The organism is Arthrobacter sp. MSA 4-2, assembly GCF_016405885.1.
Lineage (GTDB): Bacteria > Actinomycetota > Actinomycetes > Actinomycetales > Micrococcaceae > Arthrobacter_D.
In genome coordinates, this window is record NZ_JAEKGC010000009.1 from 114,686 (window position 1) to 136,770 (window position 22,085).

The 22,085-nt window shown below is 66.5% G+C and carries 20 protein-coding genes; 9 read left to right on the forward strand and 11 right to left on the reverse strand.

Features of this window, described 5'->3' with window-relative positions:
• Nucleotides 1–103 precede the first annotated feature (103 nt).
• Nucleotides 104–1,423: a GNAT family N-acetyltransferase gene (locus I6N91_RS11645; RefSeq protein ID WP_198812711.1), complete on the reverse strand. Its 1,320-nt coding sequence runs from the start codon at nt 1,421–1,423 to the stop codon at nt 104–106.
• 55 nt (nt 1,424–1,478) lie between these two features.
• Nucleotides 1,479–4,241, reverse strand: coding sequence for a DNA polymerase I (polA, locus tag I6N91_RS11650; RefSeq protein WP_198812712.1), 2,763 nt, complete (start codon nt 4,239–4,241; stop codon nt 1,479–1,481).
• Between polA and I6N91_RS11655 the strand changes: the two genes are divergently transcribed.
• From I6N91_RS11655 to I6N91_RS11665, 3 genes are all read left to right on the forward strand, one after another.
• Nucleotides 4,240–4,725: a hotdog fold thioesterase gene (locus I6N91_RS11655; protein ID WP_198812713.1), complete on the forward strand. Its 486-nt coding sequence runs from the start codon at nt 4,240–4,242 to the stop codon at nt 4,723–4,725. The two genes, polA and I6N91_RS11655, sit on opposite strands and share 2 nt — an antisense overlap.
• 138 nt (nt 4,726–4,863) lie before the next feature.
• Nucleotides 4,864–5,058, forward strand: a complete 195-nt coding sequence (locus I6N91_RS11660; protein ID WP_198812714.1) for a hypothetical protein — start codon at nt 4,864–4,866, stop codon at nt 5,056–5,058.
• A 57-nt stretch (nt 5,059–5,115) separates the two neighbouring features.
• Nucleotides 5,116–5,640 carry a hypothetical protein gene (locus I6N91_RS11665; protein ID WP_198812715.1) on the forward strand — a complete coding sequence of 175 codons (525 nt, stop codon included), beginning with the start codon at nt 5,116–5,118 and terminating at the stop codon, nt 5,638–5,640.
• Between the two features lie 22 nt (nt 5,641–5,662).
• Here the strand turns inward: I6N91_RS11665 and I6N91_RS11670 are convergent, their stop codons facing one another.
• The 7 genes from I6N91_RS11670 to I6N91_RS11700 form a co-directional block, all read right to left on the reverse strand.
• Nucleotides 5,663–6,058: a response regulator transcription factor gene (locus I6N91_RS11670; protein ID WP_198812716.1), complete on the reverse strand. Its 396-nt coding sequence runs from the start codon at nt 6,056–6,058 to the stop codon at nt 5,663–5,665.
• A gap of 13 nt (nt 6,059–6,071) precedes the next feature.
• The gene (locus I6N91_RS11675) at nt 6,072–6,329 is read right to left on the reverse strand and encodes a PLDc N-terminal domain-containing protein (protein WP_198812717.1); all 258 of its coding nucleotides are present in this window, start codon (nt 6,327–6,329) and stop codon (nt 6,072–6,074) included.
• A 60-nt stretch (nt 6,330–6,389) separates the two neighbouring features.
• A complete protein-coding gene (locus I6N91_RS11680) occupies nt 6,390–7,310 on the reverse strand; it encodes a hypothetical protein (protein ID WP_198812718.1) in 921 nt (306 codons plus the stop codon).
• A 13-nt stretch (nt 7,311–7,323) separates the two neighbouring features.
• Entirely contained in the window at nt 7,324–7,578 is a 255-nt protein-coding gene (locus tag I6N91_RS11685; protein WP_198812719.1) for a hypothetical protein, read from the reverse strand.
• A gap of 94 nt (nt 7,579–7,672) precedes the next feature.
• A complete protein-coding gene (locus I6N91_RS11690) occupies nt 7,673–9,373 on the reverse strand; it encodes a GAF domain-containing protein (RefSeq protein WP_307843337.1) in 1,701 nt (566 codons plus the stop codon).
• A gap of 350 nt (nt 9,374–9,723) precedes the next feature.
• Nucleotides 9,724–10,746, reverse strand: coding sequence for a non-homologous end-joining DNA ligase (ligD, locus tag I6N91_RS11695; protein ID WP_198812720.1), 1,023 nt, complete (start codon nt 10,744–10,746; stop codon nt 9,724–9,726).
• Nucleotides 10,747–10,915: 169 nt separating this feature from the next.
• Entirely contained in the window at nt 10,916–12,091 is a 1,176-nt protein-coding gene (locus I6N91_RS11700) for a phytase (RefSeq protein ID WP_198812721.1), read from the reverse strand.
• A 962-nt stretch (nt 12,092–13,053) separates the two neighbouring features.
• On the opposite strand from I6N91_RS11700, the gene I6N91_RS11705 reads away from it, so the two are divergent.
• Together I6N91_RS11705 and I6N91_RS11710 are read left to right on the forward strand one after the other, a co-directional pair.
• Nucleotides 13,054–13,482 carry a hypothetical protein gene (locus I6N91_RS11705; protein ID WP_198812722.1) on the forward strand — a complete coding sequence of 143 codons (429 nt, stop codon included), beginning with the start codon at nt 13,054–13,056 and terminating at the stop codon, nt 13,480–13,482.
• Nucleotides 13,483–13,809: 327 nt separating this feature from the next.
• Nucleotides 13,810–15,135, forward strand: coding sequence for a hypothetical protein (locus tag I6N91_RS11710; protein WP_198812723.1), 1,326 nt, complete (start codon nt 13,810–13,812; stop codon nt 15,133–15,135).
• 6 nt (nt 15,136–15,141) lie between these two features.
• Here the strand turns inward: I6N91_RS11710 and I6N91_RS11715 are convergent, their stop codons facing one another.
• Entirely contained in the window at nt 15,142–16,038 is an 897-nt protein-coding gene (locus I6N91_RS11715) for a LysR family transcriptional regulator (RefSeq protein WP_198812724.1), read from the reverse strand.
• A gap of 128 nt (nt 16,039–16,166) precedes the next feature.
• Here I6N91_RS11715 and I6N91_RS11720 point away from each other — a divergent pair, with 128 nt between their 5' ends.
• The 4 genes from I6N91_RS11720 (at nt 16,167) to I6N91_RS11735 (ending at nt 19,994) form a co-directional block, all read left to right on the forward strand.
• Nucleotides 16,167–17,549 carry an MFS transporter gene (locus I6N91_RS11720; RefSeq protein WP_198812725.1) on the forward strand — a complete coding sequence of 461 codons (1,383 nt, stop codon included), beginning with the start codon at nt 16,167–16,169 and terminating at the stop codon, nt 17,547–17,549.
• A 49-nt stretch (nt 17,550–17,598) separates the two neighbouring features.
• Nucleotides 17,599–18,348 carry a 3-hydroxybutyrate dehydrogenase gene (locus I6N91_RS11725; RefSeq protein ID WP_198812808.1) on the forward strand — a complete coding sequence of 250 codons (750 nt, stop codon included), beginning with the start codon at nt 17,599–17,601 and terminating at the stop codon, nt 18,346–18,348.
• Between the two features lie 160 nt (nt 18,349–18,508).
• The gene (locus I6N91_RS11730; protein ID WP_198812726.1) at nt 18,509–18,760 is read left to right on the forward strand and encodes a hypothetical protein; all 252 of its coding nucleotides are present in this window, start codon (nt 18,509–18,511) and stop codon (nt 18,758–18,760) included.
• Between the two features lie 175 nt (nt 18,761–18,935).
• A complete protein-coding gene (locus I6N91_RS11735; RefSeq protein ID WP_198812727.1) occupies nt 18,936–19,994 on the forward strand; it encodes an LLM class flavin-dependent oxidoreductase in 1,059 nt (352 codons plus the stop codon).
• A gap of 87 nt (nt 19,995–20,081) precedes the next feature.
• Here the strand turns inward: I6N91_RS11735 and I6N91_RS11740 are convergent, their stop codons facing one another.
• Nucleotides 20,082–22,085 (reverse strand): GAF domain-containing protein, encoded by a 2,004-nt coding sequence (locus tag I6N91_RS11740; RefSeq protein WP_198812728.1) that lies wholly within the window; start codon nt 22,083–22,085, stop codon nt 20,082–20,084.

Here is a 22,085-nt window from a genome sequence, read left to right on the forward strand (position 1 = left end):
CGGATGCCGGCCCGAACCACAGCGCAATACGCGCCCGTCTAGTCTAACGGCGGGAGCCAACCCCGTCAAAGCGGGCCGGTAGGGCCCGCCGGCGGTGCCGCGCCTAGAAATGCGTGATGCAGTAGGGGTTTTCGGCGTCGCGGAACAGGTCGTTGAGCAGCTCGATGGCGCCTTCGGTGCGCTGCTCCACCAGCCCGGCACCGACAAGCGCCCCGGGGCTGACCCCACCCAGGTAGAGCGAGCCCAGCGCCGCGATGTCCATCGCCACATCGACCTCCGAGTCGGCGTCCACCCGCTCCACGCGTCCCCGGCCGCCGGTGACGGTGAGCTGGTAGGTGCCGCCTGCGAGTCCGAGCGCGTCGGCCACCTCGAACACCAGCCGCCCGCTGCTGCGGTACCCCCGGCCCTCAAGGGCCCGAGCGACGTCGAGGAGGCGGACCCACAGGACGTCCTCGACGCCGTTGACCCGGTAGCAGCGGCGGTCCGCAAGGGCCCAGGGCAGCGGATCGTCCACGGCCGCCCCGTCCCAGGTGATCTCCTGGATGAGGTCGAGCGCCCCGAGGTACCGCCAAAGAGCGAGGTAGGACTCCTCGGTCCCGGCGACGAGGTCGAGAATGCTGACGGTGTAGGGCTCCTTGGACCACCCCTCGAACCGGTAGGCCACGTACCCGACCGCGTTGCCTGCGTCGTCGTAGTGAACCGCCGTGCGCACCGCCTTGTCCTCGACCGGCCGCTCCCGGCCCCACTGGCCGGAGACTCGGCGGGCGTAGGAGTACTGGCGCCCGACCGAGCCGCGGGTGCGGGCATGGAAGCGGGCGAAGACCTCCCCGGAGAGCGCGGGGACCTCGGCGGGCTCGGCCAGCTCCGTGCGTCCCGTCGGGGTGCCGAGCACGGCGAAGCGCTCCCGCACGTCCACGGTGACGCTCGAGGTGAAGGTGGCGCAGCCGAAGCCGAACCGCCCGTAGATGGTGGCCTCGGAGGCGGTCAGCACCGCCACGGGCACGCCGGCGGCCGCCGCGTCCTGCAGGTCCTCGGTCATCATCCGGCGCAGCAGGCCGCGCCGCCGGTGGGAGGGCCGCACGGTGACGGAGGTGATGAGGTGGGCCTTGAGCGGCTCCGGCCCTCCGGCGTTGAGGGTGTTGCGCATCGAGGCGTACGTCGCGACCGGCACGGCCCCGTCGACGGACAGCGCGCCGGGTGCGTCATCGTGCACCCCGACCAGCACGCGCCCGTCGGCGGTGAAGGCCCTCACGTAGGCCGGGTAGTCCTCGGCGTCGGCGCGGGGCTCGAAGAACCCGACGCCCACGGCGTAGAACCAGTTGGCGAACCGTCCGCCCGGCGAGGCGTCCTCCTCCGCGGTGACCTGGAACTTCTCAAGGCGCAGTTCGGTGGAGGTGCCCGGCGTCGTCGTCTGTGTGTTCACGCTCCAAGACCCTAGCCGGATTACGCGCCCTGTACCACAGGCCAGGGAGGATTCGTCAGTGCGCCGCCTCGTGCCAGCTCAGCCCGGTTCCGACCGAGACGTCCAGTGGCACCGACAGGTCGGCCGCGCCGGCCATCTGCTCGCGGACCAGCGCCTCCACGACGTCCTTCTCCCCCTCGGCGATCTCGAGCACAAGTTCGTCGTGCACCTGCAGCAGCATGCGCGAGGACAGGCCCTTGGCCTTCAGTGCGCTGTCCACGCCGAGCATCGCCTTCTTGATGATGTCGGCCGCCGAGCCCTGGATGGGGGCGTTAAGGGCCGCCCGCTCCGACATCTCCCGGAGCTGCCGGTTGTCGCTGGAGAGGTCGGGAAGGTAGCGGCGACGGCCCTCGATGGTCGAGGTGTAACCGTCCTTGCGCGCCTGCTCGACGATGCCGCGCAGGTAGTCGCGCACCGCGCCGAACCGCTCGAAGTAATCGCGCATCAGGGTGCGCGCCTCGTCGACGGAGATGGCCAGCTGCTTGGAGAGCCCGAAGGAACTCAGCCCGTACACCAGGCCGTAGGACATCGCCTTGACCTTGGAGCGCATGGCGCTGGTGACCTCCTCGGGGGCGACCCCGAAGATGTGCGAACCGACGAACCGGTGAAGGTCCTCCCCCTCGCGGAACGCGGAGATCAGGCCCTCGTCCCCGGAGAGGTGGGCCATGATGCGCATTTCGATCTGGGAGTAGTCGGCGGTCATCAGCGTCTCGTAGCGGGTGCCGTCGGTGCCCTTCCCGACCACGAACACCTCGCGGATCCGCCGGCCCTCGTCCGAGCGCACCGGGATGTTCTGCAGGTTCGGGTTGATCGAGGACAGCCGGCCCGTCGCGGCGACCGTCTGGGCGTAGGTGGTGTGGATGCGCCCGTCCTCGGCGACGGACTTGCGCAGGCCCTCGACGGTCTGCCGGAGCTTGGTGGCGTCGCGGTAGGCCAGGAGCTGCTCGAGGAACGGGTGGCCGGTCTTGACGATCAGGTCGGTGAGGGCGTCGGCGTCGGTGGAGTATCCGGTCTTGATCTTCTTGGTCTTCGGCAGCCCGAGTTCCTCGAACAGCACCGTCTGCAGCTGTTTGGGCGAACCGAGGTTGATCTCCTTGCCGATGATGCGGAACGCCTCGGCCCCGGCGGTGCTGATGGTTTTGGAGAAGTCGTCGAGGAGCCGGTCGAGGCGTTCGACGGAGACGGCGACGCCGGTGAGCTCCATCTCGGCCAGAACCTCGGACAGGGGCAGCTCCAGCTCACCGAGGAGCTGTTTGGCGCCCTTTTCGACGAGCTGGCCGGCGAAGTGCTCGCTGAGCTGCAGGGCCGCAAAGGCGCGCATCACTGCGGGACCGGCGACGTCCTTCTCCCCGAGTTCGAGGGCGAGCTGGCCGGAGGCGTTGCCCGGTGCCGTGCCGAGGGTCAGGCGCAGGTGGTACTGGCTCAGGTCGGCCAGGTCGTAGCTGCGGCGGTCCGGCTGGATCAGGTAGCCCGAGATGGCCGTGTCGTCCACCTCGCCCGCCAGGTGCAGCCCGCGCGGTGCGAGCAGCTTGTAGGCCTCCTTGAAGTCGTGGACCACCTTGGGCGCGTCGAGGTCGGCCAGCCAGTGCGCGAGGACCTGCTCCGCCTCGGCGTCGAGCCCCTCGAGCGGCACGTAGGCGGCCGCGGTGGAGGTGACGATGGCGATCCCGGTGACATCGGTGCCCCCGGCGGTGGCCTCGGTGGCGAGGTGGACCGCCGCGAGGGCCTGGTTGGTGGACGTCAGCCACGCGGTCAGGGGCGCGGCGTCGGTGAGGACGACGTGCGGCGGCGGGGTCATTTCGTCGCCGGTCTCCTCGGCCTCCTCCTCGCCGAACAGGTCGAACAGCCGCTTGCGCAGGGTGTTGAACTGCAGCGAGTCGAAAAGGTCCTCGACGGCCGAGCGGTCGGGGTGCTGGGAGACCATCGCGTCGAGGTCCACGGGCAGGTCGAGATCGGTCAGCAGCCGGTTCAGCCGGCGGTTGCGGCGGACGTCGTCGGCGTGGGCCCGGAGCGCGTCTCCGACCTTGCCGCCGATGGAGTCGAGGTTCTCGAGGATCCCCTCGAGCCCGCCGTAGAGCTTAATCCACTTGGCGGCCGTCTTGGGTCCGACCCCGGGCACGCCGGGCAGGTTGTCGGCGCTCTCTCCCACGAGGGCGGCGAGATCGGAGTACTGGTGCGGCGGCACGAAGTACTTCTCCTCGATGGCCTGGGCGTCCATCTGGGGGATGTTGGTGACGCCCTGCTTCGGGTACAGGACGGTCACGCGGTCGTTGACCAGCTGGAAGGCGTCGCGGTCCCCGCTGACCACCTGGACGTCCCAGTCCTCGGCCGCTGCCTTGGTGGAGAGCGTGGCCAGGATGTCGTCGGCCTCGTAGCCGTCCATGGAGATGGTGGGGATGCGCATGGCCTCCATCACCTTGATGATCAGGTCGACCTGCCCATGGAACTCCTCGGGCGTCCGGGAGCGGCCCGCCTTGTACTCGGTGTATTCCTCGGACCGGAACGTCGGGGTGTCGAGGTCGAATGCGACGGCCACATGGGTGGGCTTCTGGTCCTTGATGAGGTTGATCAGCATTGCGGTGAACCCGTACACGGCGTTGGTGTGCTGGCCGGTGTCGGTGGAGAAGTTTTCGGGGGGCAGGGCGTAGAACGCCCGGAACGCCATTGAGTGTCCATCAATGACCAGGAGGCGGTTGCGCTGTCCCGTCGCTGTTCTCGGGGCGGGCAGGGTGGTTCCAGGTTTGGTTGTTTCACTCACAGGTGCCAGCCTAGTTCCCATGGTCGACAATTTCATTCAGCCGCCCGCGGGCCGCTCCGCAGCCAGCCCGTATGCCGAGGAACTCACCGCCGCGGGGGTCCCCCCGGAGATGCACGACTGGCTGGGCCGGCACGGGATCGGGCGCCTGACTGTGAAGATGGGCATCACCTTCTCCGAGATGAGCGCCGAACGCATGGTGGCTTCGATGCCGGTCGCGGGCAACGAGCAGGTGGCCGGGATCCTCCACGGCGGCGCGCACCTGGTGCTGGCCGAGACCCTTGGGTCCTTCGCCGCCGGAATCCATGCCGGCCCGGGACGGCACGCCCTGGGGATCGAGATCAGCGCCACCCATCACCGCAGCATCGCCGCCGGGACGGTCACGGGGACGGCCACCGCAATCCACCTTGGGCGCACGTTGACCACGCACGAAGTGGTAATGACCGACGAGGAGGGCCGGAGGCTCTCCACGGCGCGGATCACCAATCTCATCCGCGACGCCCGGTAGGGCGCTCACATGGGGAGCCGCGCCCTGCCAGCGCTCTCTGCTGCCGCGGCAGTCCGTTAAAATCTTTCCCTTGCCCCGACCGGCCGTCCTACGGTTCAAGCACAGGCAGGTGGTCCAGAACGGAAAGAAGTGAGAACGGTGGCAGCCGATGCCTGCAAAAAATACCCGCTCGTCCTCGCCCTCAGCGCGATGCTCCTCGTAGGCTGTGATGACTCCGGGAACCAGGACGGTGGAGGATCCTCACCGGAGGAGACCCCGCAGTACGACGACAACAACGGCATCGATACCGACCAGGGCGACGACGCCCGCGGCGAGGACAACGACAACCAATGACACCCGGCCGGGGCGGGGATCCGCCGTCGGCCCTGCGGACGGGACAGGAGTGCGGAGATGAAACGGCGCAAAAGGCGGGTACGTAACTCGACCGGGGTGCGGCTGACCCTGATCCTGGGGTCCGCGGTGCAGGGAGCCTGCGCGGGCCTCGTGGGCGCCGCCGCCATGACCCTCGGCGAGAAGGTCGAACAGGCGCTGACCGGACGGCCGGACTCATATGTGCCGGGACGCACGCTGAGCACACTGCTCGGTCGGCCGGTGTCGGACCGGGCTCGGCCCGCCGCGGCCAACTCCGCGATGCACTGGGGAACGGGGGCGGCGCTCGGGGCGCTGCGGGGCGTCTGGGCGATGACCGGCATCCGCGGAGGGGCCGCCAATGCCACCCACACCGTGGTGCGCCTCGCCTTCGACCAGACCCTGGAGAACGCGACGGGCGCCGGTGCGCCGCCGTCGCTCTGGCCGGTCGGGGAGAAGACGGTGGACTACCTGCACAAGGCGGTGTATTCCCTCGTCACGGGCGTCGCGGCGGACCGGTGGATCGCCCCGCGGCTGATCTCGCGGCGGGGTGTCCGCAGCCACTGAGCAGTGCCGGGACGGGTGCCGCCTAGGAGGGGATCGGAACGCTGCGCTTGTTCAGCCCGTCCTCGATGCGGCGGCGCAGTTCGGCGGGGCGGAAGGGCTTGGTGAGGTATTCGTCGGCCCCGGCCTCCGACCCGCGGGCCTCATCGCGTGGGTCGGAGCGGGCGGTGAGCATGACGATCAGGGTGGAGGAGAACCGGCGGATCCGCCGTGCCACCTCGAATCCGTCGATGTCGGGCAGGCCGACGTCGAGGGTCACTACCTGCGGGGCGATCTGGCGCACCATTTCGACACCTGCCTGACCTGCGGGGGCGGTGTGCACGGTGAATCCGAACCCCGTGAGCACTGCGTGCAGGAGGTCGCGGACGTCGTCGTCATCTTCAATGACCACCGCGGCGCGCGCTGGCTTATCGTCTTGCATTCGGCAAGTCTACTCAACGCGGGGCGGCCGGATGGCGGCGCCCGAAGAGGAAGTAGGCGATCGGCCCGGCGAAGTTGAGGAAACACGCTGCGGCCCACGCGGCGCGGCGGCCCCGGACCGCGGCCGCAGGCCGCCGGGCGAGGTCGGCGAGCGCGGCGGCCATCAGGGTCGCCTGCACTGTTCCCAGCACCATCACGGCCCTGCGCTGGTCACGGTCGAGGTCCTTCCACGACTTTTTGCGGGCCGCACGGCCCCGGGCGCTTCGCCTCATTGTGGATCCTTTCGGTCGGTGGCGCAGAGCGCCCGTGGCGCCGGTACCTGCTGGGCAGGGCTACGACGAATGCGCCGCCAGGGGCGCCGTGACCGCGACCAGGCCGATCCGCAGCTGCGGATCGGGACGGTGCGGCACATCGGCGGTGATCCGCAGCTGCCAGCGCACCCGGAACTTCCCGGTATCCAGTGAAGGCGAGGGCAGGAACCGCGGAGGCGCGACCTCGAACGGGAGCACGACTTCCGCTCCGGCGGAGGGCATCCCCTCAGTCAGGGTGGTCGCGGTAATCGTGTTTTCGGTGTGCCGGGGGTGCTTCTGCGGGCGGTCACCGGCCTGGCCCGCGGGCGTGGGCCCATAGGCGACCGATTCAAGCATCACCAGCTCCATCCGAACCGAACGCAGCGTTCCGTGGTGCGGCGCCACCCGCACCCGCCCGGTGACCGGGGTCCCGTTGGTCAGGACACGCGCGGACAGCTCGACCAGTTCAATGGACGCGGTCCACTGGACGGTGGTCTCCGGATCCTGGACGGCATCGGAGCTGCAGCCCGGTGCGGCCGACTGGACGGTAAACATGCCCTCGCCCACGGATTCCTGGTCGTTCCGGGCGGACATACGCACCCGAAGAATCCAGGAGATGCTGATCAGCTCTCCCCGCACGGAGGGAAGGTTCAGCGCCGGAACGGTGACGACGGCGCGGGTCCGGTAGGTCTCGCCCGCCATCACCCTGCCGGCCGGCGGCAGGGGCTGCTGCGAGATGACGTTCGTGGAGCGGTCCCGGGCGGTGTAGATCACGCCGTGGAGGTTGGTGCGGCCGTACCCGTAGTCGATCACCTGGACCACCTCGAGGACCACCTGATCGGCCACCACGTCACGTTCGGCGACGGCTTCGATGTCGACGGCGAAGCTCTCGCCCTCCACCACAGCACGTTTCGCCGGAAGCGGGCGGATGTCGATGTCCAAGGGGGCTGCTCTGTGCTGCATCGGCCGGCCCTCCCTACCCCTGAGGGAGCGGCGGATTCAGCGGCGCCGCCAACTGCTGCCCGGCGGCCTCATCGGACTTCCGCGCGATGAAGCGCAGATCCTCGGGCGTCAGCTCCATCTGGCCGTGCTGGGTGTCGATCTCCGGGTGGCCTGCGGCGCGGCGCACAGCTCCGGCCACCGTCCGCGGAAGCACCCTGCATCCGCGGTTCGTCGTGATCCATCGGCGCGTGGGCTGGTCCAGCTTGTCCCAGGTTTCCTCAAGGCTCATTGAATGCTCCGATCCGTTGGAGGTGCTGCGCCGTCGCCACAAGTAAAGCTCAACTTCGGGCTCCTGCACAGGGGCTTTCGTCCCACGCCGTTCCTTACCGCGGAAGGGGTACCGTCCACGAGAGCCTCGTTCCATGCCCCGGGGCGCTCACGGGGACAAATGTTCCCCCGACCGCCGCCGCACGGTGCTGCATATTGGAGAGGCCGCTGGTGCGGCCGGGGTTGCGGAAGCCCTTCCCGTCGTCCTCGATCAGCAGCTTCACCTGCCCGCCCCGCACCGAGACGGTGATGGTGATGTGGAGCGCCCCGGAGTGCCGAAGAGCATTCGAGAGGCCCTCCGAGAGCACAGCCAGCAGGTGACCGGCCACCGGTTCCGGGATGCCGTCGACCGGGCCGCGCATCTGCAGTTCCGGTGTCGTGCCCGCCTGCCAGGTGCCGTCCTGCACCGCCCTGACGATCCGGGAGCTGAGCCGCTCGCGCCCGCCGTTGTCACCCAGCGCGTAGATGGTGTCCCGCAGTCCGCGGATCGTCTCATCGAGTTCGCCGGTGATGGAGTTGATCCGCTGCTGCGCGACCGGGTCCGTGGTGTGGCGGCGCAGGCTCTGTACGCTCAGGCCGGCTGCGAAGATGCGCTGGATCACCAGGTCGTGAAGGTCCCGCGCGATGCGGTCCCGGTCGGAGAAGACGATCTGCTGCTCGCGCATCAGGTGGGCATGGGCCAGTTCCAGGGCCAGTGCCGCACGCGAGCAGTACACCTCGTTCATTTCGACATCGACCTGCCCGTACCCGGGCGCTCCGAACGGGCGGGCGAGGATCAGGATCCCCGCGTGGGTGCCTTTGTGGCCAAGAGCCGCCACCAGGACGGGGCCGAGTTCGTCAGCCGCCGCCCCCGCCCACAGATCAGGGGCCCGGCAGAGGACGGATTCCCCGGTGGTCAGCAGGTGCGCGATGGGCGTGCTGTCGGCGGCGATGGCGTGGCCCTTCACCAGGTGGCTGTCCCCGACGGCCGTGCCGCAGCGCAGCACGCGGCCGCCCGGATCGGGGAACGCGATCATCGCCACCGCGGACTCGGACTGCTCGAGGGCGCCTTCGGCGATCAGGTCGAGGCCCGCAGCTTCGGCCGTGGGGTTACCCATCAGCCGTTCGCTGACGTCCATGCCCGCCTCGAGCCAACGCTGGCGCCGGGTGGCGTCCTCGAACAGGCGCGCGTTTTCGATGGCGACGCCTGCGGCCGCGGCCAGCGCCACGGCGAGCTCCTCGTCCTCGGCCGTGAAGTGCTCCCCGCCCTCCTTCTCGGTGAGGTAGAGGTTTCCGAAGGCCACCCCGCGAACCCGCACGGGAACGCCGAGGAACGTGCGCATGGGCGGGTGGTGTTCCGGGAAGCCGCTGGCCTGCGGGTGCTCGTTGAGATCGGACAGCCGGATCCGCCGGGGGTCCCGGATCAGGTGCCCCAGCACGCCGCGGCCCTTCGGGATATCCCCGACACGGCGGGCCTGGTCCTCCTCCATGCCGACCGTGACGAAGTGGGTCAGGGCGTCGTCGGGCCCGATCACCCCCAGGGCACCGTACCGCGCCCCTACAAGCTGGCAGGCGGAGGTGACCACCCGGTCAAGCACCGCCTCGAGGCTGAGGTTCTCCGCGAGGGACATTACCGCCGAGAGCAGGCCCTGGAGCCGCTCCTGGGTATGGAGGAGGTCCTCGGTGTGCGGCAGGAAATCCTTCAGCACCTGATCCGCGCCGGGCAGGGAGGACTGGGCGACGGACGCGCGGCGGGGGCCCGGCACTGACGCCGTCACCACCGTGCACCGCCCGCGGGGCGGCGCGGGCCGGGAGGGCGCGCCTTCAGGCGTCCTCCCTCCGGCGGCCGTTCCACCGGCAGCACGTTAATCGCATCGATTCCGGCCATTGCACTCCCCCGACTTCGGCAAACCCACTTGGCAGCGGAAGGACCCCTTCCGCCGGTCAGCACCCCAGCCTGCCCGCAACGCGACCTTCCGCGGGAGGCGCTCCTTCGCCCCGCCGCGTCCTGAGTAATCCTGCGTCTTTCCTAAACGTTTCCTAAATTTTTCCTACACTGTCCATTCTGCGGGTGTCCTCCCGCCCAGCGCCACCCCGGGGGTCCCCCGGCGTCATACACGGGAGGCCGCTATCCCTTGGCCCGCGCCCGGCTTGGCTGAACGCGCGGGGGCTCACCGGGCATCTTCGGATAGTCCGGGGGAAAGGGAAGCTCCCCGAGGCCTGCCTCCACGTCCCGCTCCCACCAGCCGAGCAGCGTGTCGATGGTGCCCGGTTCGGAGTGCATGTCCGCCCACGGATCCCCCCGCTCCTCCAGCCGCGCCGGCACCGTCACCATCGTGAAGCTGCGGGGGTCCGCCGTGCCCAGTTCGTCCCAGGCGAGGGGGCAGGACACCGGGGCGTGGGACAGCGGGCGCGGACTGTACGCCCCGGCCATGGTGCGGTCCCGGTTGGCCTGGTTGTAGTCGACGAAGACGAGCTGCCCGCGCTCCTCCTTCCACCACGCGGTCGTCACCTTGTCGGGCATGCGGCGCTCGAGTTCGCGGGCGGCGGCGATGACGGCGTGCCGCACCTCGAGGAACTCATGGTCCGGGCGGATGGGGGCGAAGACGTGGAGCCCGCGGTTGCCCGAGGTCTTCACGAAGGAGGTCAGTCCGGCCGCCGTGAGCACCGACCGCAGTTCGAGGGCGGCCGGGACGGCCTCCTCGAAGCCGGTGCCCGGCTGGGGATCGAGGTCGATCCTCAGCTGGTCGGGGTTGTCGGGGTTGCCGGCACGCGAGGCCCAAGGATGGAATACGAGAGTGTTCATCTGCGCGGCCCACACCACGGCGGCTGGCTCATCGAGGACCAGCTGGGGGTGTGACCGGCCGCTGGGGTACACCACGGGCACGGAGCGGATGAAGTCGGGTGCGCCCTTTGGTGGGTTCTTGGAGAAGAACTGCTCTCCGTCGATGTCGCCGGAGAATCGCTGCAGGGACACCGGCCGGTCACCGTTCGCGGCGAGGAACGCCTCCTGCACCCGGATGAGGTAGTGCGCCAGGTCGAGCTTCGTCAGGCCGAGCTCGGGCCAGAGCACCCGGCTGGGACTCGAGATACGGACGTCGCGGGCGCCATGAGGGCCGGGGACGGAGAGGGTGGTTTCTTCGCGGGCCATGGGAGCACCCTACTCCGCGGGACCCGCCGCGTCAGTGCCCTGCGGCGGGGAGTCCGACCGCAGAGCGCAGAGGCAATGAATTGCAAATGCACAAGAGACGGGGCGGGAGTGCGCCGGACCCGGGCGGCGGCCTTCGACGAGGAAGCCCCCATCGCTGACCGGGGTCGACTCATTCGCTCTCTGCTCCTATTTGCCGCGGGTCAAAAGTGGTGTCCTCGAGCAGCTTGGGGTTGAAGGAATCGGCGATTCGCTGCCAGGAGACAAGTTTGTGGTTCTGGTTACCACTGTTGTCGTTGCCCGCATCGGTGTTGGTGTGGTCCTGGCTGGTGAAAAGTCCAGCAGGATATGAAGGCCCGAGTGGGAAATTGGTCACGTCAATGCCGTCTTGACCACTCACACCGTCGATGCTTTCTCCATCGCCGATTTCGAAGGAGCCGACGTAGTCATTGTCACCGCGGTTGTAGACGACGAAGTTGGATCCACCCTGGCTCGACACAATCAGATAACCGGTCCCCTTCCGACCATAATAAATGGCGGGGTTTTTGATGTTGTCCACTATTCGTCCACCGGTTGCCTCGGTGCGATCCACGAGTGTCCGGATTGCACCGTGCCCCGGCTCGGCTCCGTACCGCCACAAGCCAACCTCCTCCTCGGCCACATAGACACGCTGCAGCTCATCGTCCGCCACGATGCCTTCCGAGCTGCCGCCGTTGTCGAAGGAACGCACGGCGGTCCCTCGAACCGTTCCAGTGGTGCCGTCCAGTTCGAACTGGGTTATCTCGTTGGTATTAAAGTCATGCACAAAGGCGTAATACTTCCCAGAGACCGGGGAGTGGTACATGCCGAAGCCGCGGGGCCTACCTGGGGTGCTGATGCGCCCTACCTCTGTCAGGGACCGATCCGCGGTGTTCACCTTATAGAACCGAACGCCGGTCGATCCCTCATTCCTCTCCGTCGCACCGACGAGGGCGATCCTCTCACTGCCCAACGGAAAGTTGTACCGGAGATCGACGTTGTTCATACTGCCGTGCAGGTAGAAATGCAACTGGCGCCCCGATAGGTCGTAGACCCCCACGCCTCCGGTTTCTGTTTTGTCCGTACCGATCACCACGCTCTGCGACGGGTCCGTGGGGTGTATCCAGATCGCGGTGTCATCTGCCGCGTCCTCAGCGCTCGGAACGGGCATTGTCTCTTCGGACGGAACCGGGGCGCCGGCCGAAGCCGCCTGCGGGGTGTCCTGCGGGGCGACGACTAAGTTGAGGACTGCGAGGGCGGCAGCTAAAACCGCGACAAGCAGAACCACGAGCCGGATCAGCGTGCGTCGAACACTTACAGAGTGGGCCATGGCATTCCTATCCGTTGGCCGGTGCGCTGTACGAAGGCGGCGTAGAAGGGCTCCTTGCTTGGCAACTCGCTCCCCCAGCTACAACGAAAGCGTACGGGGCCTAAAGCAAGCGCTCAAGAGTCCGCTTTGACTCATTTGAAAGGCTTGTTGGGGCGGAGGTGCGCAGGCCGAGGCTGACGTTCCTAAAGCGGGGGAACCGGACGAGGGGCACCACCCCTCCTGGGTGGTGCCCCTCGCTGGTGTCCGCGCCGGCTTGTTATGCGACCTTCCGCGCCTGCGCGTTCTCGGCCGCCCAGGAAGCACTCTCCTGCCGCGTTGAAAGCGCTGATTGCCCGCCGAGGGATCGGCCCATGAGACGAATACGGCTCTCGAGGGAGCAGGAGGTGGCGCAGACTCTGTTGTCAGGTGGGACCCGACGCTAGGCTCCCCCTTATGGGGAACATTCAACACCGCTTGCCAGCGCCTTTTTCAGGATGGTCGTCTTCGGAGGGGCAGGCGGGGTTGCAGCCAGCCTCGCCCTGCACATCATGGGATCCTTTATCTCAGGGCTTCCGCACCCTATGACCGTCCTGGGGAACGCCGGAATGGCATTCCTGGCCGGCCTCCCGGCCGCCGCCTCGGCGGCAGCACCGGCCCTTGGACTGCACAGGCTAGCTGAAGCCAAAATGCCCGGGCTGCAAATCCCTGCCGCTGTTCTCGGCGCTGTGCTGGGCCCTTTGGCCGCGGTGAGCCTCCTCACAGGGATGCCGCCCTTCGAGGCGCCGGTACCAGTGCTCGGCTGGATGGTGTTCCTCCCCGTCGCCGCAATAGCCGCCATCCACTTCACTAAATCTTTGAGGCTGAGTCAGGTCCCGCAAGACTCTTTGAGAAGCACTCCCCTGCCGCGATGACACCGCCCGCAGAGTGCCGACTCAGGGATCGGCCTACGGGACACCTCAAGACCAGCATGGAAACCTCAGGTCATGATCGTGCACCAGAACCTTGGTTCACCGGTGCCAGTAAGGCTCGGTGACGCCGCTTCGCAGGGAGCATCGAGAGCCAGCATGTTCAACAGAATCAACTGGGAACGATTGTCTCCTTCCCCGCATGAAGCGTTAGTCGATTCGAATGCCTCACCTGTCCTGTTATGGCAGCCTGCGAAACAACGTCCGGATACCATCAGTCCAAGCTCCCTCGGTTCCCAGGCTGATTCCAGGTCTGCTGTCTCAAAGGACTTCGAACGGTGGGTCAACCTTTCGCTGTGGTGGATCCGCCGCAACGGCACGCGGGTATGGGGCCTTGAGAAGAACGCAGTTCGGGCCGATTTGGATATCAGCCTCAGCTTTATCAGCTCAGTGTTCGCCCTTCCTTGTGCGCTTGAAGCGTTGGAGCAAGGACTTCCTGGGCGCTAAGTGGCCGTGGCAGGCGTCATCTCTCGAAGCGCCCGCTGGAGAAGCCGTTGGCGTGTTCGAGGCTCGGAGCCACCCCTACCCAAAGCAACATTTCCGCGCAGGGTGGCAGGGACAACCGTTCGAGCCGCCCCTACCTTTATTTCATTTAGGGTAGGCACAATCGTTGACACACCCAGTGGGCGGATTTAAGTTGTGGTTGCCAGAGGAAAGTGCGGCCGAGAGCCGCCGCCGCGAATTATTTTGTCGCCGAGCAGGCACCGTCTTTTCAGCTATTCATGACAGGGATGGCGTCCTTCGCAATGCCCTGTCTCCTATCGGAGAACAATCATGACTCAACCGGTCCGCCGACATAACTTCGAGGGCACCCCCATGCGTCTGCTGCGCCTTTTCATTGCTCTGCTGCTCGCGGTGACCGTCACTGTCACGCTCCCCGTTCCTGCCCAGGCTGCCGATGTGGGAGTGCCCGGGCCATCGTATGCAGGCGACGGCGTCAGAACCCCGACTGCGGACAAGGCCCAGAGCAAGCTGTGGATCCAGGACGGGACGTGGTGGGGGCTGTTGTGGAGCGCGTCCGCAAATGCGACGAAAATCCACCGGCTCGACGCCGCGACGCAGGTGTGGCAGGAGACGGAAACGGTTGTTGACAAGCGGCCGAATGCGCGCGGTGACGCGCTCTGGGACGAAAGGGGCGGCAAGCTCTACGTGGTGTCGGGCACGACTGTGCTCTCGGAGTGGGGTTCGCCACCGCCTCAGGAGGCGGTGACCTCCGGGTCCGCAGAGCTTCATCGATTCAGCTACAACGCATCGACGAAGACCTACACTCGGGACGCCGGGTTCCCCGTCACCCTTCACAGTGGGAGCTCGGAATCCATTACGGTGGCCAAAGATTCCCTCGGAAAGCTTTGGGTCACCTACACCGTCGTCTCGGCCGACAACAGCAACCGTGTCTACGTCAACCACTCGACGACGAGCGACGCGGCGTGGGGAACACCGTTCGTCCTGCCAACACCCAACGCCCAGACGAGCCACGACGATATCTCCGCAGTCACCTCCTTCCAGGGCAACAAGATCGCAGTCATGTGGAGCAACCAGCGGTCGGAGCAAAAGAGGTTCTACCTGGCCATCCACCAGGACGGTCAGCCGGACAAATCGTGGCAGACAGAGGTCGCCTATGGAGCGGGAAACAACTGCACCGGGGGATGCGCGAACGACCATCTCAACCTCAGGCAACTGACAACCGACGGCAGCGGCCGACTCTACGCCGCGATCAAGACATCCGCTCAGCAACCCGGTCAGACGTTGGTGGCGCTCCTGGTGCGAGACAGCAATGGCCGCTGGACCAGCGCGCCGTTCGGTGCTGTCGAGGACGCCCACACCCGGCCCATGGTCATGATCGACCAGGAGCGCCGCCAGGTGTGGATGTTCGCGGTCGCGCCGGAGGGTGGCGGCACCGTCTTTTACAAGAAGGCGCCGCTTGACAACGTTTCCTTCCCGCCCGGCCCCGGAACGCCCATCATCAGCAGCAGTACCGACCTGGACATCAACGACCCCACCACAACAAAACAAAATGTCACCGGTCAGACCGGCCTGGTGGTGTTGGCCGCCTCGAGGACCAACGCTCGGTACTGGCACGCCGCCATAGATCTTCGGTAGTTGTACCTAGCCGCGGCCCAGCAGCTTCTCCTCGTCTATGGCCATCTGCTCACGCAGTGCGTGAACCACGGCGGCCACCGCGGGACGCCGCATCGAGTCGGGTCGGAGCACCATCCAATAGGGCAGCAGTTCGGCGACGTTAGCAGGGAGCAGTCGCACTAGGTCGTCATGGAGGTCACCCATGAAGCAGGGCAGGAAACCTATTCCGGCTCCCGCTCGGGTGGCTTCCACATGGACAAAGACGTTGGTGGATGTGAAGCCGTCCCGCATCTCTGGCATTAGCCGCCGTGGGGCGTCCAGGGCATCCACCTGCAGCATCGAATCCACGAAGTAGACGAGTGGATGCTCCTTAAGGTCGGCCATGGTGGCCGGGTTTCCATGCACCGCCAGGTAGCCGCGCGAGGCGTAGATCCCCAGCATGTACTCGCCTAGACGGATCGCTTCGGCCCGGTGAACCTGCGGTTCACCGACCACCACCTCGATGTCGAGTCCCGAACGCTGCTGCAGGGCACGCCGGGTCATGGTCACCACCTCCACGCTCAGCCCCGGATGTTCGCGCCGCAGCCGCGCTACGGCCGGCGCGGCGATGTAGGCGCTGAACCCGTCCGTGGCCGTCATCCGCACGACGCCGGTGATCGGGTCGGGTGCCCGCCCGGCGGGGCCGAGTGTGCCCACCGCCGCTTCCACCTGCTCCGCCACCAGCACCGCCTGGGCTCCAAGGTCTGTGAGCTCCCAGCCGCTGGTGGCCCGGGCCAGAACCCGGCCGCCCAGCGCCTTCTCCAAAGCCGCTATCCGCCGCGCGACGGTGGTGTGGTTTAGCCCCAGGGCCTGGGCCGCCGCGGTGAACTTGGTGGAGCGGGAAACCTCGAGCAGGACCAGCAGGTCATCAGGACGGGCACTCATGTCTGCAATTATGCACAGTGGCGGTGCTGTTTTAGCCATAGACGACTCGATTCTGTGCAGTAAAGTCCATCGGAGCATTAGTGCTGTAGATCACAGCACGCGTCGTTTCTTCCACGAAGGAGAACCTCATGAGCGTTGAGCAACGCCCGCCGCACAAGGCAGCCGGACCTGCATCCCAAGGATCCGGACTCAAGAAGATCGTGGCCGCCTCAATGGTGGGCACCGTTGTGGAGTGGTACGAGTTTTTCCTCTACGCCACCGCCGCCACTCTGGTCTTCGGCAAGTACTTCTTCCCCGCCACCGGGAATGAGCTGGACGGCATCATCCAGGCCTTCCTCACCTACGCCGTCGGGTTCGTAGCACGCCCGCTGGGCGGCATTGTGTTCGGGCAGATCGGTGACAAGCTGGGCCGCAAGCCCACGCTCCAGCTGACGATCGTGATTGTCGGCGTGGCAACGTTCCTGATGGGTTGCCTGCCAGGCTTCGCCGAAATCGGCTATCTGGCACCTGCATTGCTGGTCGCGCTGCGCTTCATCCAGGGCTTTGCTCTGGGCGGCGAATGGGGTGGGGCCGTCTTGCTGGTCGCGGAGCACAGCCCCGCCAAGTCCCGTGGATTCTGGTCCAGCTGGCCCCAGGCCGCCGTTCCGGTGGGCAACCTGCTGGCCACGCTCGTGCTGTTCATCATGTCCTCCGTGCTCAGCAGCGAAGAATTCCTCAGCTGGGGCTGGCGCGTGGCGTTCTGGCTCTCAGCGGTGATCGTCTTCGTTGGCTACTACATCCGCACCCATGTCACCGAGGCTCCGATCTTCTTGGAGGCCAAGGCTTTGGTGGAGAAGGAGCAGGCCGTCAGTTACGGCGTCTTCGAAGTGGTCCGCAAGTACCCCAAGGGAATTCTGCAGGCCATGGGGCTGCGTTTCGCCGAGAACATCATGTACTACCTGGTGGTCAGCTTCTCGATCGTTTACCTCAAGACCGTCCACCAGTACGACACGTCCTCGCTCCTGCTGGCGCTCTTGATTGCCCACATCGTGCATTTTCTGGTTATTCCGCAGGTGGGACGCCTCGTGGACAGCTGGGGCCGGAAGCCGGTCTACCTTGTCGGAGCCGTCCTCGGCGCCAGCTGGCCATTCTTTGCCTTCCCCATCTTCGACACGCGCAATGCCGCGGCCATCGTTGCCGCTGTGACCATTGGGCTGTGCCTGCACGCGTTCATGTACGCCGGGCAGCCGGCCATCATGGCCGAACTGTTCCCTACCCGCATGCGCTACTCCGGCGTATCGCTCGGTTCCCAGGTGACGTCCATCTTCGCCGGTTCGCTGGCTCCGCTGCTCGCCACCCAGTGGCTGAAAGACACCGGCTCATGGGTGCCCACCGCGATCTACCTGATGGTCGCGTGCGCCATCACGTCGGCTGCCGTGCTGAGCCTGAAGGAAACTAAGGGCATCGCGCTGGAGGAAGTGGACAGGGCCGACGCCGCCCGTGAAGGAGTGCTGTCGGCCGGCAAGCGCTGAGCTGCTGGTGGGACAGTCCGCTGGAACAACAGAGGAAGCCAGGATGGAAATGGAAGACGGTTTGAAGGGCCGTAAGGCATTGGTGACCGGAGGTGCCAGCGGAATCGGTGCTGCGTGCGTCCGGGAACTGGCGGGGCGGGGCGCGAAAGTGGTGGTGGCCGATGTCGACTCTGCCAGCGCCGCCGCTCTCGCCGATGAGGTGGGCGGCACCTCATGGGCAGTGGATCTGCTGGACGTGGACTCGCTCGCCACCATGAGTCTGGATTGCGACATCCTGGTGAACAACGCAGGAATCCAGCGGATAAGCCCTATCGAAGAGTTCGATCCGGCGGAGTTCCGCCGGATCATTGCCCTGATGCTGGAAGCCCCGTTCCTGCTGATCCGGGCCGCCCTGCCCCACATGTACACCAACGGCTTTGGACGCATCATCAACGTGTCCTCGGTGCATGGGCTCCGCGCTTCGGCGTTCAAGAGCGCCTACGTTTCCGCCAAGCATGGCCTGGAAGGGCTGAGCAAGGTGACGGCACTCGAAGGGGGCGGCCATGGCGTTACCTCCAACTGCATCAACCCGGGCTACGTCCGAACTCCCCTGGTAGAGAAGCAGCTGGCAGAGCAGGCCCGCGTTCATGGCATTCCCGAAGCCGAGGTCCTGGCCAAGGTGATGCTTACCGAATCGGCCATAAAGCGTCTGGTGGAGCCCCCGGAAGTAGCGTCACTGGTGGCCTGGCTGGCTTCGGACGACGCCGGAATGGTGACCGGCGCCAGCTACACGATGGACGGCGGCTGGTCAGCGCGGTAAAGGCCAAGGCCCGGACAATGGGGTGACGCATTCCGCGTGGCTGGCGGCAGGACAGCGGAGGGATGGAACGCGGCGTCTTCACGGCGGGTTCATGGCACGTTCACTTCCTCGTGGAAGCCTTGGAACACATCGATCGTGCGGGGCGGAACAGGAGGACGACGTGTCACAGGCAGCTGACGGGCAAGAGAGTGCAGCGGGCATCGGGTCATCGGAAACCGGGATGAACTGGAAGGACCTGCGCCGCGGGCAGGCTGTGACCGTTGAGCCGGTCGATGGCCACAGCCTCCCCGGGTGGGTCGACGATCTCGCCGAGGACCGCAGCATGCTGTGGATCCAGCTCGGTGAAGGGCGGGGACGCCGTCTGATCCACGCTCAGGATGGAGTCGCCGTCCGGTCCCGCCGGCGGGGATAGGGCTACTGGCTCCTGCCGGCCAGGAGCGGCAGCGGTCGGACAGATCTCCAAGCTTCAACGCAGAGGTGAGGGGCGCCGAGGACGTGAAGGGTAACTTTCCTTCACCCTCGCAGGCGTCGCGGGACCCGGCGCATAGTCTGAGGTCAGTCGTACGCCGATCCGTCGAAGGAAGCCCATGCCCGTCTCCCCGCGCCCGCTACGCAAGCTCGGATTCCTCACGATCGGTTTGTTCGATCCGGCGGATCCGGCCGCTGGGCACGAGTCGACCCTGCAGATCATCGAACTCGGCGAGCGGCTGGGTTTTGACAGCGCCTGGCTGCGCCACCGCCACCTGCAGTTCGGAATCTCCTCGCCTGTCGCGATGATGGCAGCCGCCAGCCAGCGCACCTCCCGGATTGAGCTTGGCACTGCAGTGACACCCATGGGCTGGGAGAACCCGCTGCGCCTGGTTGAGGATCTGGCCACCGTCGATCTCCTTTCCAGCGGACGGATCAATCCGGGCCTGAGTGTTGGGGAACCGATGCACTACGAGACCGTGAAGGACGAGCTGTACCCGAATTCGTCCGCGTCGGAGGACTTCAGCTACACGCGCGTTGAACGGTTCGCCCGCTTTGTCGCCGGGGAACCGATACGGGCATTCTCCGGACGGCACGGCGTGGTCGAGGAGTTTTCCGACCGTGTCGAGCCGCACTCCCCTGGGCTCAGGCAACGCCTGTGGTACGGGGCAGGGAGCAGGAGGTCGGCCGTCTGGGCCGCAGCGAATGGGTTCAACCTGCTCTCCAGCAGCGTGATCTTCCCCGATGAGGACCAGGACCCCGTCTTCGCCCAGATCCAGCAGTCTCAGATCCGCGCCTACCGTGAAGCAGGGGCTGCATCACCCGATGCGCTCGGAGGGGCCCGGGTCTCGCAGGGCCTGGTGGTGATCCCGACCGATTCGGCGTCGTCGGGCCAGCGGAAGAAGTACACCCAGTACGTGAATGAACGCCTACCACGCACCCGGGCACCGCAGGGGCCGAGGGGGATGCTGTTCGCCCCGGATCTGATCGGCACCAGCGACCAGATCGCAGAACAGCTCTACGCACACGCCGGCTTCCAGGAGGTCGATGAGGTGGCTTTCGCCTTGCCGTTCAGTTTCGATCATGAGGACTACGTCCAGATCCTCACCGACATCGCCACCAGCCTGGGACCCGCCCTGGGATGGTCCCCGGCGGAAGTTGTCCAGGACCCGCAGTAGGAGCCGCGTTCGCTCAACGCTGGGCCCAGTGTGCGGCGGGAAGGCTGGAACGAGCCGGAGTGGAGCGTGTCCTGAAGGCGGCTCCAGTCACCTGTCCCGGTCGTATTGCGAAGCCGAGGGCAGGGGAAGAGTCACTTCGAGGTCGGTGCCAGATCCCGGTGGGCTCGTGATGGTGATCGTTCCACCGGCGGCCTCGATGCGGTCGGTCAGTCCGGTGAGTCCGGTTCCCATGTCCGGGTCGGCGCCGCCCACGCCGTCATCGCGCACCCGTAGGTGAAGCTCGTCTCCTGTTTCCGAGAGCCACGCTGCCACGTCGACATGCTCTGCGTGCGCATGCTTGATGGCGTTCGTGATCGCCTCGGCGGCGGTGAAATACCCTGTCGTCTCGACCGTCCCGGGAAGCCTGGGCAGCAGCAGGTGCAACCTGACGGGCACCGGTAGGTCGGTGACGAAGGATTCGATGCCGGCCACGAGACCTCCCCGCGTGAGCGCGACGGGCAGGATGCCCCGCACCAGGTCCCGCAGTTGCCGGTTGGCTTCCTCGGCGTGCGTCAAGGCTTCCTGAATGAGGGCGGCCGTGGACATGCCGTGCGCGCCCCGGTCGCGGGCGAGTTTGAGTGCCAGGATGGTGTGTACCAACCGCTGCTGCGCTCCGTCGTGCACATCGCGTTGCAGCTGGTGCCGTGCGTCGTTTGCGGCTTTGACCATGCGCTCCCTGGATGCGATGAGCGCTTCCCTGGCCCGGGCGTTGGCAAAAGTGGCCGCAACGAGATCAGCAAAGGCTTCCAGATCGGTCCCGGCAGTGTCCGCCGTCGAATCCGGACGGGGCGCAACGAGCAAAGCGCCGGACAACTGGTCTGCGACTGTGACAGGTACCCCGACGTGGGCCCCTGCGTCACCGCCGAACACGCAACGCGCCGCGGAAGTTATCTCGTCGACCTGTCTTGAGCCGCGCGGGCTCCGCTCGACAGGTGTTTCTTTGACTGCGGGGAGTCTTGTTCCTGCCGCGATCCCGCTTTGACAGGCCGCCGCGATCACCGGTCCGTCCGCGTCGAATCGTACGATCACGACCGGCGAGTTCTCGAGCAGGCGGGACAGTTCTGCCGCGATGGAATGGACGACGGCCGACGGCGCTGCGCCGCTTGCAATGAGTTCGGCAATCCTGCGAAGTGCTGTCTGCTCCTCGGCAAGGTGGCGTAGGTGCAGGCGCGTCAGGATCGCGGATACGACCTGGCCGGTGACCTGTGTGAGGTTCCTTAATCGCGCGTCCGTCGTGTCGGGTAGTGGGTGGGTCCGTGCTTCAATCTCGAGATACGCCCACGTGCGCTCGTGGGTCTGGATGGGATAGGACAGGGATGGATGATCCTCCGCCATCGAGGTCGGGCTTTCTGGATGTGATGAGAGTGTCAGCAGGTGCGGATTGATCGATGCCCGCACGACGCCTCGCAGGGTGAGCGCGTGAGCCACTGTCATCGCCAGCGCCCTCTCGGATGAGGCGCCCGTGACTGATTGCTCGGCCAAAAGCCGTATTGCGGAATCGTGTTGGGCGGTAGCGCGCAGTTCCTCCCGGGCCTCGATGTTGGCGATCGTCGTCACAACGAGTTGAGCGAAGCTCTGGAGTCTGTCCTCAGTACGCCTGGGTAGGGGCCCGGTGAGTGAGGTGGCTGAGAACGCACCCCAGACGACGCCTTCGATGATCACCGGTACTGAAACGCACGCCCGAAGCCCATATGTCTCGGCGAGCGCGGCGTTAACCTCGAGCCTGAAGTCATCAACACGCACGCTGGATTTCTGATGGCGTACTCGATACGGCTGGGTACCCGGTCCGAACTTTATGCGGGTGCCGATCGGCGTCGGGCCGGCATGGGCGGCCACGACCATGATTTCGTCGCCAGCGGTGTATCGAGTGATCGTGACCGCGTCTCCGTCAAGTTGCCGGGATGCCTCGATCGCTGCCAACTGAAACACATCTTCAGTGCGGCTCGCTCGCGCAACGAGGTCAGCGATGTCGCGGAGAGAGCGCCCTTCGCTGGCTAGTCTCTGTAACCCTTCGAGGTCATGATCGGGAACTGGAAGCTCGGACAGGCTCAT

What these genes read in the sequence shown, in the direction of transcription:
- I6N91_RS11680 (WP_198812718.1), bottom strand. Translation starts at nt 7,310, where the DNA reads ATGCAGCACAGAGCAGCCCCCTTGGACATCGACATCCGCCCGCTTCCG.
- I6N91_RS11700 (WP_198812721.1), bottom strand. Translation starts at nt 12,091, where the DNA reads ATGGCCCACTCTGTAAGTGTTCGACGCACGCTGATCCGGCTCGTGGTT.
- I6N91_RS11665 (WP_198812715.1), top strand. Translation starts at nt 5,116, where the DNA reads ATGAAACGGCGCAAAAGGCGGGTACGTAACTCGACCGGGGTGCGGCTG.
- I6N91_RS11720 (WP_198812725.1), top strand. Translation starts at nt 16,167, where the DNA reads ATGAGCGTTGAGCAACGCCCGCCGCACAAGGCAGCCGGACCTGCATCC.
- I6N91_RS11705 (WP_198812722.1), top strand. Translation starts at nt 13,054, where the DNA reads ATGATCGTGCACCAGAACCTTGGTTCACCGGTGCCAGTAAGGCTCGGT.
- I6N91_RS11670 (WP_198812716.1), bottom strand. Translation starts at nt 6,058, where the DNA reads ATGCAAGACGATAAGCCAGCGCGCGCCGCGGTGGTCATTGAAGATGAC.
- I6N91_RS11735 (WP_198812727.1), top strand. Translation starts at nt 18,936, where the DNA reads ATGCCCGTCTCCCCGCGCCCGCTACGCAAGCTCGGATTCCTCACGATC.
- I6N91_RS11740 (WP_198812728.1), bottom strand. Translation starts at nt 22,085, where the DNA reads ATGAGCCTGTCCGAGCTTCCAGTTCCCGATCATGACCTCGAAGGGTTA.
- I6N91_RS11725 (WP_198812808.1), top strand. Translation starts at nt 17,599, where the DNA reads ATGGAAGACGGTTTGAAGGGCCGTAAGGCATTGGTGACCGGAGGTGCC.
- ligD (WP_198812720.1), bottom strand. Translation starts at nt 10,746, where the DNA reads ATGGCCCGCGAAGAAACCACCCTCTCCGTCCCCGGCCCTCATGGCGCC.
- I6N91_RS11715 (WP_198812724.1), bottom strand. Translation starts at nt 16,038, where the DNA reads ATGAGTGCCCGTCCTGATGACCTGCTGGTCCTGCTCGAGGTTTCCCGC.
- polA (WP_198812712.1), bottom strand. Translation starts at nt 4,241, where the DNA reads ATGGGAACTAGGCTGGCACCTGTGAGTGAAACAACCAAACCTGGAACC.
- I6N91_RS11655 (WP_198812713.1), top strand. Translation starts at nt 4,240, where the DNA reads ATGGTCGACAATTTCATTCAGCCGCCCGCGGGCCGCTCCGCAGCCAGC.
- I6N91_RS11710 (WP_198812723.1), top strand. Translation starts at nt 13,810, where the DNA reads ATGACTCAACCGGTCCGCCGACATAACTTCGAGGGCACCCCCATGCGT.
- I6N91_RS11685 (WP_198812719.1), bottom strand. Translation starts at nt 7,578, where the DNA reads ATGAGCCTTGAGGAAACCTGGGACAAGCTGGACCAGCCCACGCGCCGA.
- I6N91_RS11675 (WP_198812717.1), bottom strand. Translation starts at nt 6,329, where the DNA reads ATGAGGCGAAGCGCCCGGGGCCGTGCGGCCCGCAAAAAGTCGTGGAAG.